Origin of the sequence: Mycobacteroides sp. CBMA 271 (assembly GCF_009729205.1) — a bacterium.
Taxonomy (GTDB): Bacteria; Actinomycetota; Actinomycetes; order Mycobacteriales; family Mycobacteriaceae; genus Mycobacterium.
In genome coordinates this window covers 221,552-238,202 of record NZ_VTHB01000008.1, presented here as the reverse complement: position 1 = coordinate 238,202, position 16,651 = coordinate 221,552, and the positions used below count along the sequence as shown (strand labels likewise).

The 16,651-nt window shown below is 62.9% G+C and carries 16 protein-coding genes; 14 read left to right on the top strand and 2 right to left on the bottom strand.

Going from position 1 to position 16,651, the window contains the following annotated elements:
• Positions 1-167: 167 nt before the first annotated feature.
• The 5 genes from FZI91_RS21160 to FZI91_RS21140 all read left to right on the top strand — a co-directional run bounded on the left by FZI91_RS21160 (position 168) and on the right by FZI91_RS21140 (position 6,150).
• Complete coding sequence (locus tag FZI91_RS21160; RefSeq protein ID WP_155941058.1) at positions 168-1,778, top strand: ABC transporter substrate-binding protein; 1,611 nt, start codon at positions 168-170, stop codon at positions 1,776-1,778.
• 83 nt (positions 1,779-1,861) lie between these two features.
• Positions 1,862-2,818 (top strand): ABC transporter permease, encoded by a 957-nt coding sequence (locus tag FZI91_RS21155; protein ID WP_155941194.1) that lies wholly within the window; start codon positions 1,862-1,864, stop codon positions 2,816-2,818.
• Complete coding sequence (locus FZI91_RS21150; RefSeq protein WP_155941057.1) at positions 2,811-3,725, top strand: ABC transporter permease; 915 nt, start codon at positions 2,811-2,813, stop codon at positions 3,723-3,725. Before FZI91_RS21155 ends, FZI91_RS21150 begins: the two co-directional genes overlap by 8 nt.
• Before the next feature lie 21 nt (positions 3,726-3,746).
• Positions 3,747-5,372: an ABC transporter ATP-binding protein gene (locus FZI91_RS21145; RefSeq protein WP_162526660.1), complete on the top strand. Its 1,626-nt coding sequence runs from the start codon at positions 3,747-3,749 to the stop codon at positions 5,370-5,372.
• 34 nt (positions 5,373-5,406) lie between these two features.
• Entirely contained in the window at positions 5,407-6,150 is a 744-nt protein-coding gene (locus FZI91_RS21140; protein ID WP_155941056.1) for an oxidoreductase, read from the top strand.
• A gap of 400 nt (positions 6,151-6,550) precedes the next feature.
• Here the strand turns inward: FZI91_RS21140 and FZI91_RS21135 are convergent, their stop codons facing one another.
• Complete coding sequence (locus tag FZI91_RS21135; RefSeq protein WP_162526634.1) at positions 6,551-7,432, bottom strand: HAD-IB family hydrolase; 882 nt, start codon at positions 7,430-7,432, stop codon at positions 6,551-6,553.
• Positions 7,433-7,816: 384 nt separating this feature from the next.
• Between FZI91_RS21135 and ssd the strand changes: the two genes are divergently transcribed.
• From ssd to FZI91_RS24055, 7 genes are read left to right on the top strand one after another with little or no spacing between them, the layout of a single operon-like run.
• Positions 7,817-8,890 carry a septum site-determining protein Ssd gene (gene ssd, locus FZI91_RS21130; protein WP_162526633.1) on the top strand — a complete coding sequence of 358 codons (1,074 nt, stop codon included), beginning with the start codon at positions 7,817-7,819 and terminating at the stop codon, positions 8,888-8,890.
• Positions 8,887-10,047, top strand: a complete 1,161-nt coding sequence (locus tag FZI91_RS21125) for a TadA family conjugal transfer-associated ATPase (RefSeq protein WP_155941054.1) — start codon at positions 8,887-8,889, stop codon at positions 10,045-10,047. Before ssd ends, FZI91_RS21125 begins: the two co-directional genes overlap by 4 nt.
• On the top strand, positions 10,044-10,820 hold the full coding sequence (locus FZI91_RS21120) for a type II secretion system F family protein (protein WP_155941053.1): 777 nt from the start codon (positions 10,044-10,046) through the stop codon (positions 10,818-10,820). The genes FZI91_RS21125 and FZI91_RS21120 overlap by 4 nt, the downstream gene beginning before the upstream one ends.
• On the top strand, positions 10,817-11,398 hold the full coding sequence (locus tag FZI91_RS21115; RefSeq protein WP_155941052.1) for a type II secretion system F family protein: 582 nt from the start codon (positions 10,817-10,819) through the stop codon (positions 11,396-11,398). Before FZI91_RS21120 ends, FZI91_RS21115 begins: the two co-directional genes overlap by 4 nt.
• Positions 11,399-11,449: 51 nt before the next feature.
• A complete protein-coding gene (locus tag FZI91_RS21110) occupies positions 11,450-11,641 on the top strand; it encodes a DUF4244 domain-containing protein (protein WP_162526632.1) in 192 nt (63 codons plus the stop codon).
• 41 nt (positions 11,642-11,682) lie between these two features.
• Positions 11,683-11,967 (top strand): TadE family type IV pilus minor pilin, encoded by a 285-nt coding sequence (locus tag FZI91_RS24060; RefSeq protein ID WP_309224201.1) that lies wholly within the window; start codon positions 11,683-11,685, stop codon positions 11,965-11,967.
• Positions 11,888-12,310 carry an Rv3654c family TadE-like protein gene (locus FZI91_RS24055; RefSeq protein ID WP_309224196.1) on the top strand — a complete coding sequence of 141 codons (423 nt, stop codon included), beginning with the start codon at positions 11,888-11,890 and terminating at the stop codon, positions 12,308-12,310. Before FZI91_RS24060 ends, FZI91_RS24055 begins: the two co-directional genes overlap by 80 nt.
• Before the next feature lie 12 nt (positions 12,311-12,322).
• Here the strand turns inward: FZI91_RS24055 and FZI91_RS21100 are convergent, their stop codons facing one another.
• Positions 12,323-12,958: a TetR/AcrR family transcriptional regulator gene (locus FZI91_RS21100; RefSeq protein ID WP_155941050.1), complete on the bottom strand. Its 636-nt coding sequence runs from the start codon at positions 12,956-12,958 to the stop codon at positions 12,323-12,325.
• Between the two features lie 204 nt (positions 12,959-13,162).
• Between FZI91_RS21100 and FZI91_RS21095 the strand changes: the two genes are divergently transcribed.
• Both FZI91_RS21095 and FZI91_RS21090 read left to right on the top strand, forming a co-directional pair.
• On the top strand, positions 13,163-13,624 hold the full coding sequence (locus FZI91_RS21095; protein WP_155941049.1) for an MmpS family transport accessory protein: 462 nt from the start codon (positions 13,163-13,165) through the stop codon (positions 13,622-13,624).
• Positions 13,621-16,563, top strand: coding sequence for an RND family transporter (locus FZI91_RS21090; protein ID WP_155941048.1), 2,943 nt, complete (start codon positions 13,621-13,623; stop codon positions 16,561-16,563). The genes FZI91_RS21095 and FZI91_RS21090 overlap by 4 nt, the downstream gene beginning before the upstream one ends.
• Positions 16,564-16,651: the final 88 nt, after the last annotated feature.

Genomic DNA, 16,651 nt, shown 5'->3' with positions numbered 1-16,651 from the left:
CTGCCCTCAACCGGTCCGGGACAAAGCCTAGTGGGCGTTCTTGGTTACCGAGAAGTAATTGGTGCGGCCGTCCAGATCCGGCTCGCGGGTGTGTCGATGGAGAGACACACGCGTCTTCCCCGCCTATGGTCGTCCTACCTAATTCAGCAACCGAAGAGAGGGCGAGGATGAGGTTCCGCCGACTGGCCGTCGCGTTGCTTGTCGGCGTTGCCGCGCTCTTGCCCGCGGGCTGCGGGGACCTGGTGACTCCGGCGCCGCCCGGTTACTTCAGTGCCTACATCACGGAACCGCGCAACCCGCTCATCCCGGGAAACACCACGGAAAACCAGGGCGCCCGAATCCAGCAAGCGCTATACACGCCGTTAGTCGAATACAACCGCGACAACGCTGCTCTCGAATACACCGGGCTGGCCGAGTCCGTGACGAGCTCGGACAACGTGAACTGGACGGTCAAGCTCAAGCCGGGGTGGACCTTTCACGATGGCGAGGCGGTGACGGCTTCCTCGTTCGTAGATGCCTGGAATTATTCGGCGGCCAGTATCAACGCCCTCGGCGCATCGAGCTTCTTCGCCAACATCGATGGGTACGAAGACGTCCAGGGGGACAAGGACAGTCCGGCCGCGGCCACGACGATGCGGGGCCTACGGGTGGTCGACGACGTAACCTTCACCGTGAGGCTCAATACGCCATTCGCGATCTACCCGCTGACCTTGGGGTACACCGCGTTTTACCCGCTCCCGAAAGTGTTCTACCGCGACCCGGTGGCATTTGGCCGCCGACCCGTCGGCAATGGTCCCTTTAAGGCAGACGGAGACTGGGTACGCGGCGTCGGATTCAGTCTGAGCCGGTACGACGGCTACGTCGGACCAAACAAGGCAAAGGCCAAGGGGATTCAGTTCCGTGTGTATACCGAGAATCGCACCGCGTATACCGATATGCAGGCGGGCTCACTCGATATTCTGCTGGACCTGCCCGAGGACGCGTATGAGAACGCCAAGGCTGAATTCGGATCTGCGTATCTAGAGCGCCCGCGGCCGGATATCACGTCACTGGGGTTCCCTCTGTACGACCCGCGTTATGCAGATTCGCGTGTGCGGAAGGCGATTTCGATGGCAATCGACCGCGAGGCTATCACTCGGGTGATCTTCTCGGGCACTCAGATGCCTGCCTCGTCCTACGGATCGCCTGTGCTCTACGGCTTCCGAAAGGGTGCCTGTGGCGAACTGTGCGAGCTGCACGTCGACAAGGCCAAGAAGTTGCTTGACGAGGCGGGCTTCGACCGAAGCAGACCTGTCGAGCTATGGTTCAATTCTGGTGCGGGGCATGAGAACTGGATGCAAGCGATCGGTAACCAGTTGCAGACCAACCTGGGTCTCTCGTATCGGCTCAAGTCCCTGGCCTTCTCTCAGATTCTCCCGTTACAGGATCAGAAGGGCATGACGGGGCCCTTTCGGGATGGGTGGGTCATGGATTACCCGTCTATCTACAATTTTCTAGACTCGCTCTACGGGACAGGCTCCTTGCCGCCGCGCGGTTCCAACCACACCTACTACAGCAACCCCGTCTTCGATCGCCTGCTTCGCGAAAGCAACAACGCCCACACGATCGAGGAAGCTACAACGGGCTACCAAAAGGCGGAAGACCTGCTGTTCAAGGACTTTCCTGCTGCTCCGCTCTTCTATGGCGTGAATCAGGCCGTGCATTCCAAGCGAGTGAGTAACGTGAAGATCAACATCCAGGACTGCATCGAATGGGCGGATGTGGAGGTCGCCCAATGACCGGCGGGAAGTGGCCTCGATGGTTGATCAAGGGCGTCGATACTCGCGGGGTCAGCGACGCGATTCCGGTCGTCGACGACGCTATGTTCCTCGGCCGCTTATGGACGCACTCCGGCCTCTTCCGCTATGTCATTAAACGAACGCTGTTGGCCGTTCCGGTACTCATCGGCACCTCGCTGCTGATCTTCGTGATGGTCTACTGGCTGCCGGGTGACCCCATCCGCGCGCTCGCCGGGGACAGGCCTTTTACTCCACAGGTCATGGCCGAGTTGCGTGAACGCTTCCACCTCAACGATCCGCTGCTCGTGCAGTACGGCAAGTACGTTTGGGGCTTTCTGCAGGGTGACTTCGGCACCGACTTCGCGGGGCGTCCGGTGTCCGCAACGATAGAACAGCGACTACCAGTGACGTTGCGACTCACTGTGATCGCGGCAATCTTCGAGACGATCATAGGTGTCGCCGCGGGCGTGTTGTGTGCGATCCGCCGCGGCTCCTTCTTTGACAACGTTGTGCTGGTGAGCACCACGTTGCTGGTCTCCATGCCGGTGTTCGTGCTTGGCTTTCTCGCGCAGTACCTCTTCGGATTCAAGCTCGGATGGTTCCCCATCGCCGGCATCCGAGACGGCTGGTTCAGCTTTATCCTTCCAGGCCTAGTGCTGGCAGCACTGTCCATGGCATATGTCGCGCGACTCACTCGTACCTCGCTGCTGGAAACAATGAGTGCCGAGTACATCCGTACCGCGCGCGCCAAGGGGGTTTCGGAGCCGCGCGTCCTGGTGCGTCATGCGTTGCGTAACAGCCTGATTCCGGTGGTGACGTTCATCGGTGCCGATGTGGGTGCGCTGCTGGCCGGCGCGATCGTCACCGAGTCGGTGTTCAACATTCCCGGCCTCGGACGTGCCACCTTCGACGCGGTGCGTAATCAGGAGGGTGCCGTAGTGGTGAGCATCCTGACACTAATCGTGTTCTTCTACATCTTCTTTAATCTCATCGTCGACATCCTGTACGCGGTGCTGGACCCGAGGATTCGTTATGACTGACCCAGTGCACAGTGCCGTCCCCGTCTCGGGACCCGATGCCGCGGCGGAGACTCTGGTAGAGCAATCCGACCTGTGGAGCAATGCCTGGAAGTACCTGCGCCGCAGCGGCTTCTTCATCACCGGTTCAACGTTGTTGCTGCTGTTGATCGTCATGGCGTTAGTGCCGCAGCTTTTCGCCTTCGGTAAGGACCCGCGCGTATGCGATCTGTATGTCGCCCGGCAGGGTCCTAGCGCCGCTCATTGGTTCGGTACCGATCTGCAAGGCTGTGACTACTACGCCAACGTGATCTACGGTGCCCGCATATCACTGTCCATCGGTCTGCTGTCGATGTTCGGTGTGCTGTTGATCGGTGTGATCGTGGGTGCTGTCGCGGGATACTTCGGCGGGATCGCTGACTCCATCCTGGCTCGGTTGACCGATGTCTTCTTCGGTATCCCGATGATTCTCGGCGGGATGATATTGCTCTCCGTGGTCGCGGAACGCTCGGTGTTCTCTGTGGCTGGAGCACTCATTGCGTTCGGGTGGATGACGGCCATGCGACTGGTTCGCTCTAGCGTGATGACGATCAAACAGAGTGATTATGTGCAGGCGGCCACTGCGCTGGGAGCGTCCACGTGGCGAATCCTGGTGCGACACATCCTTCCCAATGCGCTGGCCCCGGTTCTGGTTTACGCCACGATCGCCGTCGGAACGTTCATCGCTGCGGAAGCGACGCTGACGTACATGGGGATCGGATTGCAGCGACCGGCCATCTCGTGGGGTCTGCAGATCAATGACGGACAGGCGCGGTTCGCCACGACACCGCTGCTGGTCATCTTTCCTGCGCTGTTCCTTTCGGCATCGGTACTCGGCTTCATCATGGTCGGCGACGCGTTGCGTGACGCCCTCGATCCACGGAGAAGGTAGGTGGAGGTGTCTACAGATTCCGTGGTCGAGATCAGCGATCTCTCGGTCGATTTCGAGGTCGATAAGCAGTGGATTCCCGCGGTCAAGGGTGTCTCGCTGAGGGTGTCCAGGGGTGAGGTACTCGCTATCGTCGGCGAGTCGGGTTCGGGAAAATCGACTACCGCGATGGCCGTTCCTGCGCTGCTGCCGCCGACCGCACGGGTGCGCGGCAGCATCAGACTTAACGGCGTTGAGCTGCTTGGTGCCACCAATGACGAGCTGCGGGCGGTGCGCGGCAAGGATGTGGCCGTCATCTTCCAGGAGCCAATGACGGCGCTCAACCCGGTGTACACCATCGGCTGGCAGATCGCCGAAGCCATTCGGGCGCACGGGAAAGTGACACGCAGACAGGCGCGCGAGCGTGCCATCGAGTTGCTTGAGCTCGTGGACATGCCGGAACCGGAGAAACGGATCAAGCACTACCCACACCAGCTTTCCGGTGGGCAGCGCCAGCGCGCGATGATCGCGCAGGCCCTTGCGCTGGATCCGGGGCTGCTCATCGCCGATGAGCCCACCACCGCTCTCGATGTGACGGTGCAGGCCGAGATCCTTGATCTGATGCGGGATCTGCGGCACCGCATCGACGCGGGCATCATTCTCATTACCCACGACATGGGTGTGGTCGCGGACTTGGCCGATCGGATCATGGTGATGAAGGACGGCGCGGTCGTCGAGGAAGGAGATGCCGAGAGCATCTTCCACCGAGCGACACAGCCGTACACGCGGCAGCTGTTGGCAGCGGTACCTCATCTGGGTGCGACTCTGGGGGGCGATGAGGAGCCTTCGGTACCTGCGACGGAGTTGGCGCTGAGTGTCGAGCACGCCGTCATCGAATATAACGGGCAGCACGGCGTTTTCAGAGCCATCGACGACGTGTCTTTCGCCGTCGGGCGCGGCGAGGTGGTGGGGCTCGTCGGCGAATCGGGATCGGGCAAGTCCACCATTGGGCGTGCCGCGGTGGGCCTACTCAAGGTCGTGGCGGGCAAGATCTGTGTTGCGGGCCAAGATATTTCGATGGCCAACCGCAAGCAGCTGCGGGAGATTCGGAGCAAGGTGGGGGTGGTCTTCCAGGATCCGGGATCATCGCTCAATCCGCGCTGGCCGATCGGCCAGTCGATCGCCGAGCCGCTGACCTTGCACACCGAGATGGACCGCGCCCAACGCGAGAGCAGAGTCAAGGCGCTGCTCGAGCAGGTGCAGTTGCCCGCCAATATGCGAAACCGCTTCCCCCACCAGCTTTCCGGAGGGCAGCGACAGCGTGTGGGTATTGCGCGAGCTTTGGCACTGGAGCCGACCCTGCTGATCGCCGACGAACCGACCTCGGCATTGGACGTGTCGGTGCAGGCGCGGGTACTGGAACTGTTTGGTGAACTGCAACGCGAGTACGGGTTCGCTTGTCTTTTCATCAGTCACGACCTGGCGGTGGTCGAGTTGGTAGCGAGCCGGATCGCTGTGCTCAACCATGGTCGTCTTGCTGAATTCGGTTCGGATGAACAGGTATTGACCGCGCCCACGGACGAATACACCAAACGGTTGTTGGCAGCGGTGCCGGTGCCGGATCCCGCGCGGCAGCGAATCCGGCGTGAGGAGCGTAAGGCGCTGCAATGAGGCGCGAAGGGCGGTTGAGTACTGTTGATCGACCATGACTGACCCACTCGCACCGTTGGGCGACCTGCCCGGGGTATCCGATGCTGCCGAGGCGGCCCGTGACGCGCTGAGCAAGGTCCACCGCCATCGCGCCAACCTGCGGGGATGGCCGGTGACGGCGGCCGAGGCCGCCGTGCGCGCAGCCAGATCCTCATCGGCGCTGGACGGCGGCACGATGAAGCTGAGTGCCGATGGCGCGGTAGACGATCCGATACTGGCCGGTGCATTGCGTGTTGGGCAGGCGCTCGACGGTGACGCATTGGCGCAGCTGACCGCGGTGTGGTCGCGCGCGCCATTGCAGGCGCTGGCCCGCCTGCATGTGCTGGCCGCGACCGGCATGGCGGACGAGGACACCCTTGGCCGACCTCGCCCCGGCGTCGACACCGATCGGCTGGAACTGTTGGCGCAGCTGATCTCGGGAGGAACGTCGGTGTCCGCGCCGATTCTCGCCGCAGTTACGCATGGGGAGTTGTTGGTGCTGAGTCCGTTTGGCTCTGCGGACGGTGTCGTCGCGCGCGCCGCGGCCCGATTGGTGACGGTGTCGCGCGGTCTGGATCCGCATGCGCTCGGCGTTCCTGAGGTGATGTGGATGCGTCAGTCCGGGAGATATCGGGAGCTGTCGGCTGCTTTCGCAGCGGGCACCCCCGAGGCCGTCGCCGCATGGATAGTGTTCTGCTGTCAGGCACTAACCGCCGGCGCGGCTGAGGCAGCGTCGATCGCCGATACGGCGGCGGGCTGACCCGAACATAAAAGCGGGCGACGATCCGATTGAATCGGCTCGTCGCCCGCTAGCACGGATTTCTACGGTTACCAAGCGTGCTAGGTGGGTTGTGTGGGTGGCCTCGGCGATTTTGCGACGCTGCTGACTCGGACTTCACCCAAGAAGTCTGGTGAATCTTCACTGTTCGCAATTACGCAGGCCCACAACGCTTCTGCCCTTGTCGCGGCGTGCTCCGCGTGGGTGCCATAGTCCGTGCTAGGAATCCTAGGTCGGGAGATCGATCCTTCTCTTCCGGGTCGACCTTAGCCTTACCAGGCTCCGTACCTACTTTCTACACTCAGACGGCGGTCACATCAAGGGGTAATCCCTACAGTCATGACATTGTTACGTACGTTTCCAATGTGACACGTGTCGACTATCACGGTCGCAACTTGCGGATCAACGAATAGGTAAGTGCCCCAGCAGCAATGGCGCTCAGGCCGACGGCGGCCGTGGTCGCCGCCGCCGCACCGGAAGGGACCGGTATCCGATCGCCCAGCGACACGGGCCGCGAGAACGTCAGCACCGGCCACCCGCGGGCCATGGATTCCTTGCGTAGCGCCCTGTCGGGGTTCACGGCTGTCGGGTGACCGACAGTTTCCAGCATCGGAAGATCGGTGATCGAATCGGAATAGGCGTAGCAGTGCTCCAGCGGGTAGCCCTCGCGCTTGGCGAGCTCGTGGATCGCCGCCACCTTCCCTTCCCCGTAGCAGTAGAACGCGACTTCGCCTGTGTACTTGCCGTTCTCGACAACCATGCGCGTCGCCATGGCATGGGTCGCGCCGAGGGCGCGGGCGATGGGGGCGACGATTTCCTCGCCTGACGCGGAGACCACCACGACATCGCGACCGCAGAGCTTGTGATCGGCAATCAGATCGGCTGCTTCGGCGAACACCAGCGGGTCGACTATGTCGTGCAGCGTCTCGGCCACGATCGCCTTCACCTGCTCGACATCCCAGCCCATGCACATGTTGGTGATGTGCGTGCGCATGCGATCCATCTGGTCGTGATCGGCGCCGGACAGCAAGAAGAAAAACTGTGCATAACTCGATTTCAGGACAGCGCGTCTATTTATGAGGCCTTGGTCGAAGAAGGGCTTGCTGAAGGCAAGGGTGCTCGATTTCGCGATCACCGTCTTATCGAGATCGAAGAAGGCCGCCGTCCTGGGGGCCGGCGGGGCGTCGGTGGGTGGGTTAATGGCCGCGGCATCCCGGTCCTCGAATGAAGGAGTGGGTCCGGGTGCCGTTGCGTGATCGGTCACACGTCGAGGATAGATCTCGGCGGCTGCGCGGTTGCGCCCATCTGGAAAGTGGCTGTTCAGCCTGGGTGGTCTGGTAACGCAGTGGTGCCAGAAGAAGGGTTGCCTTTCTTTCCATTTTTCGACCGATTTGGTCTTGCCACCCTCACCAGGTTCGTGTGTATAGTGGGGTTACTCGGCTATGCCGAGTGTGTCTCAGCCCGACCCCCCGGGGCTGAAGCACGACGACCCTCGCCTCCTCCCCCCCTGGCGAGGGTCGTCCTCTATTCTGGGGACGTTCGTCTCCGATTTTTGCGGTTCACCCCGATCTATCCACAGATTGGCGTCCATCCCCAATCTTTGGAACGGCTCTGGCGCGCGCTCCGCGCAACCTTGATCGTGGTGCTTGTGAGCGCACATGAGGGGGAGCCGATTGTCGTCGCGGTCGGTGATCGACGGCTCGGTGATGACATCGAACGGATCGTCGCCGCGATCGGCAGGCCACTGATTCTCGCTACCGATGCCGGGTCCATTGGCCGACAGGCATGGGCCCGCGCGGGCGCGGTAATTCTCGACGGTACAGACGCCTCACTGGACGCGGTGACCCGTTTGCCGCGCCGGATGCGAGTACTGCTCGTCTGCAGGGATGAGCCGACGAGCGAAGTGTGGCGCGCAGCGGTGACGGTTGGTGCCGAGCAGGTGCTCGCCCTACCCGCCGATGAGGAACGCCTCGTCGAGGCATGTTCGGCGATACCGCCGTCGACTGGGCCGGGCCGGGCCGCTGTGATAGCGGTGGTGGGCGGACGCGGCGGTGCCGGCGCATCCGTTCTTTGTGCCGCGATCGGACTGTGCGCTCCGGGCGGGGCACTGCTCGTGGACGCCGATCCGTACGGCGGTGGAATCGATCTGTTGCTCGGTTGGGAGGACGTCGAGGGTCTGCGATGGCCGGATATCGATATGCGCAGCGGTCGGGTGAGCTTCGACGCGCTTCGCCGTGCGCTCCCACATCGCCGCGGACTTGTTGTCGTATCGGGTGATCGGACGGGCGGCGGCGGAAATGCCGAAGCGATCGGCGGGGTGATCGATAGCGCGCGCGAGGCCGGCGTGCCGGTGGTCGTCGACCTCCCGAGACGTCTCGGTGCAACAAGTGTGGTCGCGCTGGACCGCGCAAATCTGGTTGTTGTGGTGACACCCGCCGAGGTCCGGGCATGCGCATCGGCCGCACTGGTGGTCGCTGCGGTGCAGGCGACCAACCCGAATGTCGGTGTCCTTGTTCGCGGTCCGGCACCGAGTGGATTACGCCCGGCCGAGGTGGCCGCAATCGTTGGTGCGCCGCTGATTGCCGCTATGCGTCCGGAACCGAACCTTGGCAATCGACTCGATAACGACGGCCTGAGGCTATCGCGTCGCTCACCCTTGGCGATCGCCGCGCAGTCGGTGCTCGTGTTGGCCTCGCACGACGGCAACGGGGTTGCAGCATGACCGGATCGTTGATCGACCGAGTGCGAGAGCGACTTGCCGCCGAGAACGTGACGTTGCGACCGACATCGGTGGCGGCCGTGATCCGCGCCGAATCCGGTGGTGTACTTGGTGATAGCGATGTGTTGAACAGCATCAAGGAGCTCCAGAGCGAACTGTCGGGAGCGGGAATTCTCGAACCGCTGTTGATGGCGGACGGCACGACCGACGTTCTGGTGACCGCACCCGACCGTGTCTGGGTGGATGACGGGCAGGGACTGCGGCTCACCACGGTGCGATTCGCCGATGACGCGGCCGTGCGTCGCCTCGCGCAACGATTGGCTCTCGCGGTCGGACGTCGCCTCGACGATGCGCAACCCTTTGTCGATGGACAGCTGACCGGCGTCGGACCACCGCATGCGGTAGTGCGTTTGCACGCGGTGCTTGCGCCGATAGCGATCGGCGGTACATGTGTGTCCCTGCGCGTACTGCGGCCCACCGCAAAGGGTTTAGATCAACTTATCGACGATGGCACCGTGGACGAGGACGCGGGAAGGTTGCTCCGCGGGATACTGGCAGCGCGACTGGCGTTCCTGGTCACCGGGGGCACCGGGGCAGGTAAGACCACCTTGCTATCTGCACTGCTCGGGGCCGTGCACCCGGCGGAGCGCATCATCTGCGCGGAGGACGCCGCGGAGCTTGCACCGCGGCACCCGCACGTGGTCACACTGACCGCGCGTGCCGTCAACGTCGAAGGGGCGGGGGAGGTGACCCTCCGTCAGTTGGTACGTCAGGCGTTACGGATGCGCCCCGATCGGATCGTGGTGGGCGAGGTGCGAGGTGCCGAGGTGGTCGATCTGCTGACCGCACTCAACACCGGCCATGATGGTGGCGCGGGTACCGTCCACGCGAACGCTCCGGCGGAGGTTCCGGCGAGGTTGGAGGCGCTGGGGGCGTTGGGCGGTTTGGACCGTGCATCGCTGCACTCTCAGTTCGCCGCGGCTATTCAATGCGTATGCCATATCAGAAGATTCGGCAATGTACGACGTCTCACCGAGATCGCCGTGGTGTGTAAGGGCGACGACGGGATCGCACGGGTGGTACCCGCGTGGAACGTCGACGGTCGGGCCTGTGCGGGCACTGCGCAGTTGGACGCGTTGATCGCGCGGAACACGCAATGACGCCCCATGCCCTCGTACTGCTCGCGGCGGCGTTACTGATTGTGCCCCAGAGACGCTCACGCCTGAGGAGGGATGCGACGGGGCATAAGCGCTGGAACACGAAATTGGCGGCGGTGCCCATGGGCGCCCCTGTGCTGGTCGCTGTGTGGTTGTTGCCGCTCTCGGTGGTGCTTGCGACGGCTGTAGTCGGCGCGACGGTGAGTGTGCGATGGCTCCGGCGTCGACGATTGTCCGCAAGCTCGGAGGAGTTGAGCGCGCTAGAGGCGGGACTTGACGTCGTTGTCGGTGAACTGAGGATCGGCGCGCATCCCGTCCGCGCATTTGAGGCCACTGCCGCTGAACTAGGCGGAAGTGCTGGCGAGACGTTCGCGGCCATCGCGGCCCGTGCCCGAATGGGGATGAACCAAGAACCGGTGACTTCGACGCTGGGATCGGCAAGATCGCAATGGGATCGAATCAGTCGCGGTTGGACGTTGGCTGAACACCATGGTCTCGCCGTGGCCGATCTGCTCGACGCATGCCGGACGGATCTGCAGGAGAGGCAACGGTTTACGGCGCGTGTGAACGCCGGACTTGCCGGGCCGCGCGCCACCGCCGCGGTGTTGACCGGCCTCCCGGTCGCGGGAATCGGGTTGGGGCAGATGATCGGAGCCGAACCGCTCACGGTGCTGTGCTCGGGCGGAGCGGGCGGTGCGCTGCTGGTCGTTGGGGTGGTGCTGGCGTGCGTTGGTCTGCTGTGGTCTGACCGCATCACCGGGAAGGCTTTGCGATGACGATCGCCCTGCTATTGCTTGCCGCGGCGACGCTGACTGCGCCCGGGGCCTTACGTGCGCGTGGCAGGCTGCGGGGTTCTCCACTAAGCGTCCCTGATTGGGATATCGCCGAAAAGGGTTTGTTGGGAATGGCATTCAGCCTCGATGTGCTGAGTGTCTGCCTGCGGTCGGGGATGCCGGTCGCGGCTGCCGCGTTGGTGGTGGCGCCGTCCGCGCCGTCCGAGCTGGCCCGAATCTTGAGTCGCGCAGGGGAGATGCTTGCGCTGGGCGCGCCGGCTTCGGCAGCGTGGTCGGACAATGGTGCAACCGAAGATCCTGGGCGTGAGCAGCGCCAAGCGCTCACCCGACTGGCGCGGCGATCAGCGGATTCGGGAGCGGTCATGGCCGACGGTATTGCTTCGTTGGCCGTCCAGTGCCGTCGTGACGCGGTGGATTCGGCGGTGGCCACGGCCGAACGTGCCGGCGTTCTGATCGGTGCGCCACTGGGGTTGTGTTTTCTGCCGTCATTTGTCTGTCTGGGCATCGTGCCGGTCGTCATGGGGTTGGCGCGCGATGTGTTCAGCAGTGGTGTGCTGTGACCCGTGGAATGGCTGCGGGTCCAAGAGGGAGGGAATCCATTGATACACAACATGTTGACGATGTTTCGTCGACGGATGGTGGTGGTCGTCGAGTCCGAGGACGGTATGTCGACCGTGGAGTACGCCATCGGGACGATTGCCGCGGCGGCGTTCGGGGCGATTCTCTACACGGTCGTCACCGGGGATTCGATCGTCAGTGCGCTCACCAACATCATCACTCGCGCACTCAACACCAGCGTCTAGCCGACGACACCGGGGCCGTCACGGTCGAGGCCGCGTTCGGCATCGCGGCGCTGGTGTCAGTGCTGGTTCTGTGTGCGGCGGGAATTCAGGCGGTATCGATGCAGGCGCGTTGTGTGGACGCCTCGCGTGAGGCGGCACGGCTGGTGGCGCGCGGCGACGAGGCCGATGGCCGCTCGGTGGCGCGCCGGATCGCGCCGCGCGGTGCGACGCTTGAGGTTCGGCGTGACGGTGACTACGTGGTGGCGCGTGTCACGGCGACAAGCCGACTGCTGCCCGCCGTCACGATTGCCGCCGAGTCGGTGTCTGCGCTGGAACCGGGGAGCTGACAACGGTTCGGCGACCCTGGTCGCGGTGGCGATGATGGCTGTGATGTTGGCGTTGACGGCCGGTGGAGTGGCGATCGGATCGGCAGTGGTGGCGCGTCACCGTGCCCAAGCCGCGGCCGATCTGTCGGCGCTCGCCGGGGCGCAATGGGCCCTGTACGGCGTCGCCCCGGCGTGTGCGCAGGCGACGGCGATCACTCGGCGGATGGGCGCCTCCATGGCGAGCTGTGTGGTGGATGATCTCGATGCTGTTGTGACGGTGAATGTTCCGGTGATACTAGGACGGTTCGGAATTGGCCCGGCACGGGCGGCGGCCCGTGCGGGGCCGGCCACCGAAGGCGGGTGATGGCAGTACTGGTCAGCGCTTGATTGTCGATTGCGGTGAATCGAGATAGGGAGCCACAGCGGCGTAGAAGATCTCGACGTAGATATTGACCATGTGTTGGCGTTCCAAGTCAGGGCGGGATTGCCACCAATGTCCGAGACGTTCAGCTGCCCCGGACATGGCGTGTGAGAGTCCCTCGGCGAAAAGCTTGGGTATGTCGGGATGATCCTTGGTGATCAGTGCGTAGGTCGTCTCGATGTTGTCCAACCGCAGCGCGGAGAGTTCTTCTCGCGAATCGGCGGGTAGCACCACCGCGCTGCCGTAAATGAGCTCCCATCGCTCCGGATGGGTTTCCAAGAGCTCAAAGAACAGGTCGGCGGCGGCGGCGAACTGCTCCCGCACTGCCTGCGCGGGATCTGCTCGCTGTACCAGGGCCTGCGCGAAGTCGGCTTGGGCTCGCCGGGCACAGGCCAGGTATGCCCCGTCCTTGGTTTTGAAATGGCGGTAGGCGATGGGCTTGGTGACGCCCGCGGCCTGGGCGATGTCACTCAACGACACCGCGGCGAATCCGCGTTCGAAGAACAGCTGTTCGGCAGCGTCCAGCAGATGCGCGTGGCGCTCCCCCCACGGTCGGCGCGATCCTGCGCCGGACGTCGGGCCTGTCTCCATGAGGGAACATCCTAGCCGACTTGTTACTTCGGGTAACAAGAGCTAAGTTACCGATGGTAACAATGAGATGTGCACCGTCAACACGGAGGAGCCTGCGATGAGTGGGGGATTCTGCGCGCGGGGATGCCTCCCCGGGTCGGTAACGAGCGACGAGGAGGATCGCATGTTCGCTGTCCATGCCGCCCCAGCTAGGCGTCCCCAGCGATGAGCCGGCACAAGCAGTCTCGGGGTCGTGCCGGTCGAATTCTTGGCGCGCTGTGGATGCCGTTGGTGGCGCTCATTGTCATCGTGACTGTTGGTTTCGGGGTGAATCGGATTCGGGAGAAGTCGCAGGCGATCAGCTACCCGCCGACTACCCGTCCGATTCCGGCCACGGTTGTTCAGATCAATCCCAAGAACGTCACCTATGAGGTGTTCGGCAATCTGGGAACCAACGGGAAAGTGTCCTATGCAAACCTCAACAGCGAACCCGTCGACGTCGTGCTGACATCACTGCCGTGGTCGGTTTCTGAGACCACCATGTCGTCGGCCGCATCACTGAGCCTGGTCGCACAGGTCGACGGAGACTCGTTGGGCTGCCGCATCCGGGTCAACGGCGAGGTCCGCGAGGAGCAGGTCGTCAACCATGCCAGTGCCGCGGTCGCCTGCACGGTGACGGCAGCATGACCTCGGGTCAGCAGCCGCCGGAGGACGCGGCCACCGGTCCGGTGTTGGTACCGCCCGCACCGCCGGTGGCGAAGGAGCCCGAGAAGCGCCCTGGCGCAGTGCGATTGCTCCGCGTGCTGGCGATCCCTGTGGTGATTTTCTGGGTCATCGCCGCCGCGGCACTGAACATCTTTGTGCCCACCCTGGAAGAAACGACCGCGGCCAATGCCAAGGCGATGATTCCACGTGACGCACCGTCTTCGGCCGCTGCCATCACTCAGGGCCAGGACTTCAAGGAGTCGGACTACACCAGCATGGCGGTAGTTGTCCTAGAGACACAGGGCCGCACGCTCGGCGAGCAGGACCACCAGTACTACGACGAGATGGTTCGCCGTCTGCTTGACGACAAAGAGCATGTGCAGTCGCTCATGAATCTTTGGGGTGACCCGGTTACCCGCTCGGGGCAGCAGAGCGCCGACGCGCAGGCCGCGACACTGACGGTCCGGCCGGCCGGCGATCTGGGCGATGCCGACTCCAATCGGTCGATCAAGGCCATCCGCGGCATCATCGAAAAGCTAGATAAGGACAAGCCCGAGGGCCTCACGGTCTACGTGAGTGGTCCGGCGCCGTTGGCCTCGGACACTCTCAATGCGGCCGACGAGAGCATGGTCACGCTGACGATCGTCACCGTTGTGGTGATCATCGCGATGCTGCTCATCGCCTACCGCTCCATCACCCGGGCGATCATTCCGTTGATCGGAGTCTTGATCACGCTGGCCACGGCCCGCGGTGTGGTCTCGCTGCTGGTTGAGAACCATGTCATCGGGATCTCGTCCTTCGCGATGAATATGGCGGTGTCTTTGGTTCTTGGTGTCGCTACCGATTACGGCATTTTCTATCTCGGTCGTTTTCAGGAGGCCCGGCGCGCGGGAGAGGATCGGGAGTCGGCGTATTACACCTCGGTACGCAGTGTGGCCCACGTTGTTCTGGGGTCGGGCATCGCCATATCGGGTGCGTGCCTGTGCCTGAGCCTGACGACGCTCGACTACTTCCGGACCTTGGGCCCGCCGTGTTTTGTGGCGATGGTTGTCGCCGTTATCGCGGCGCTCACGCTGGGTCCGGCGCTGCTGACGCTGGGCAGCAAGGTGCCCTGGTTGTCTGCTCCGGCCAAGACCAGCCCGGTCTGGCGCAAGCTGGGCACGGCGATCGCCAAATGGCCCGGCGCGATGATCGCGGTTGCGGCGCTGGTGATTCCGCTGTGCATCGCCAACCTGGCCAACTACACGGTGAGCTACAACGATCGGGATTACGCTCCCAAGAGCGTCGAGTCGTCTCGCGGGTATGACGCTGCGGATCGACATTTCCAGCCGAGCCAGCTCTCGATCGACACTCTGTACATCAAGGCCGATCACGATATGCGCAACACCACCGACATGATCAGCCTGGATCGCGTCGCGAAGAATATTGTTCGGACACCGGGCATTTCGATGGTGCAGAGCATTACCCGCCCCAACGGTCGGCCCTTGGAACACGCCTCGCTGCCATACGCGATGGGCTCGATGGGGACCAAGATCGGCCAGAATCTGGGGTTTTTGAAGGACCGCGTGGCTGATATCGACACCATGGCGGCCCGGATGGGCGACATGATGGCCTCGACCAAGAAGATGGCGGACATCACCGGCCAGCTCTCCGCGGGTACGCAGATGTCCGTAGAAGCTTCAAGGGGCCTGAAGGCCGCGATGGACAAGACCCGCGACAACCTGTCCACGTTTGACGACTTCTTCCGGCCCTTGCGCAACTACATGTATTGGGAGCCGCACTGTTTCGATATTCCGATCTGCTGGGCCATGCGCTCGTTGAATGAATCGGTCGACAATATCGATGAAGCGACCTCACAGCTAGGTCCAATGGTGGACGGGCTGAGCATGGTTGATGCGGCCACTCCGCAGATGATCACGCAGCTCAACGCGATGGTCCAGAACATGGCGGTCATGCAACAGCTGACGCTCACGATGCAGAGCATGTTTCATACCACCATCGCCCAGCTTGAGCCGATGATCGATCCGATGGTGGATATGGGGAAGGCATTCGATAACGCCAAGAACGACGATTTCTTCTTCATGCCGCCAGAGTCTTTCAAGACTAAGGATTTTCAGACCGGGTTAAAGTTCATGATGACGCCCGACGGCAAGGGTGCCCGGATCCTGATCTACCACCAGGGTGAGGCGATGAGCCCGGAGGGTATCGATCAGATTCAGCGGGCCGAGGCCGCCGCGCACGAGGCCGTCAAGGGGACATCGCTGTCCAACGTTGATCTGCTGGTAGCGGGTGCATCTGCGAATTATCGTGATGTGCAAGCGTTTTCCATGAATGACATCTTGACGATGATGCTGGCCACGTTCGGACTGGTGTTTCTGATCGTCATGGTCATCACCCGCACACTGGCCGGTTCGGTGATCGTGCTCATCACCGTGGTGCTCTCCTTCCTAGGCTCCCTGGGATTGGCTGCCTTCATCTGGGAAACACTCATCGGCATCGAATTACATTGGTTGACACTGCCTATCGCGTTCATCGTGCTTGTCGGGGTTGGCTGTGACTACAATCTGCTGTTGCTTTCTCGATACCGCGAAGAGCTGCACGCAGGCATCCGCACCGGCTTGATCCGCACCATCGCCGGCTCCGGAAATGTCGCCGTCACCGCGGCGTTCGTGCTGGCGGGCACCATGCTGGCCATGCTCTCTAGCGACGTCGTCAACATCGGCCAGGCCGGATCCACCATCTGCATCGGCTTGATCTTCGACATGATGATTGTCCGGCTCTTCCTGGTGATGCCGCTGGCCCGGATTTTGGGGCCATGGTTCTGGTGGCCGCAGAAGTTGCCTACACGCAAACGCGCCACGTTCAGGGATGGGCCGCAACCTGGCCCGCAACCAGGCGAGTCGGAGATCGCGCGGGTATGACGGATCACCGGCCGCGGGCCACGGAACGAACGTGGCTCGCGGCCGGTGTGTTTCAGAGAGACGCACGGAAGTTCCCGAAGTCTTGCCT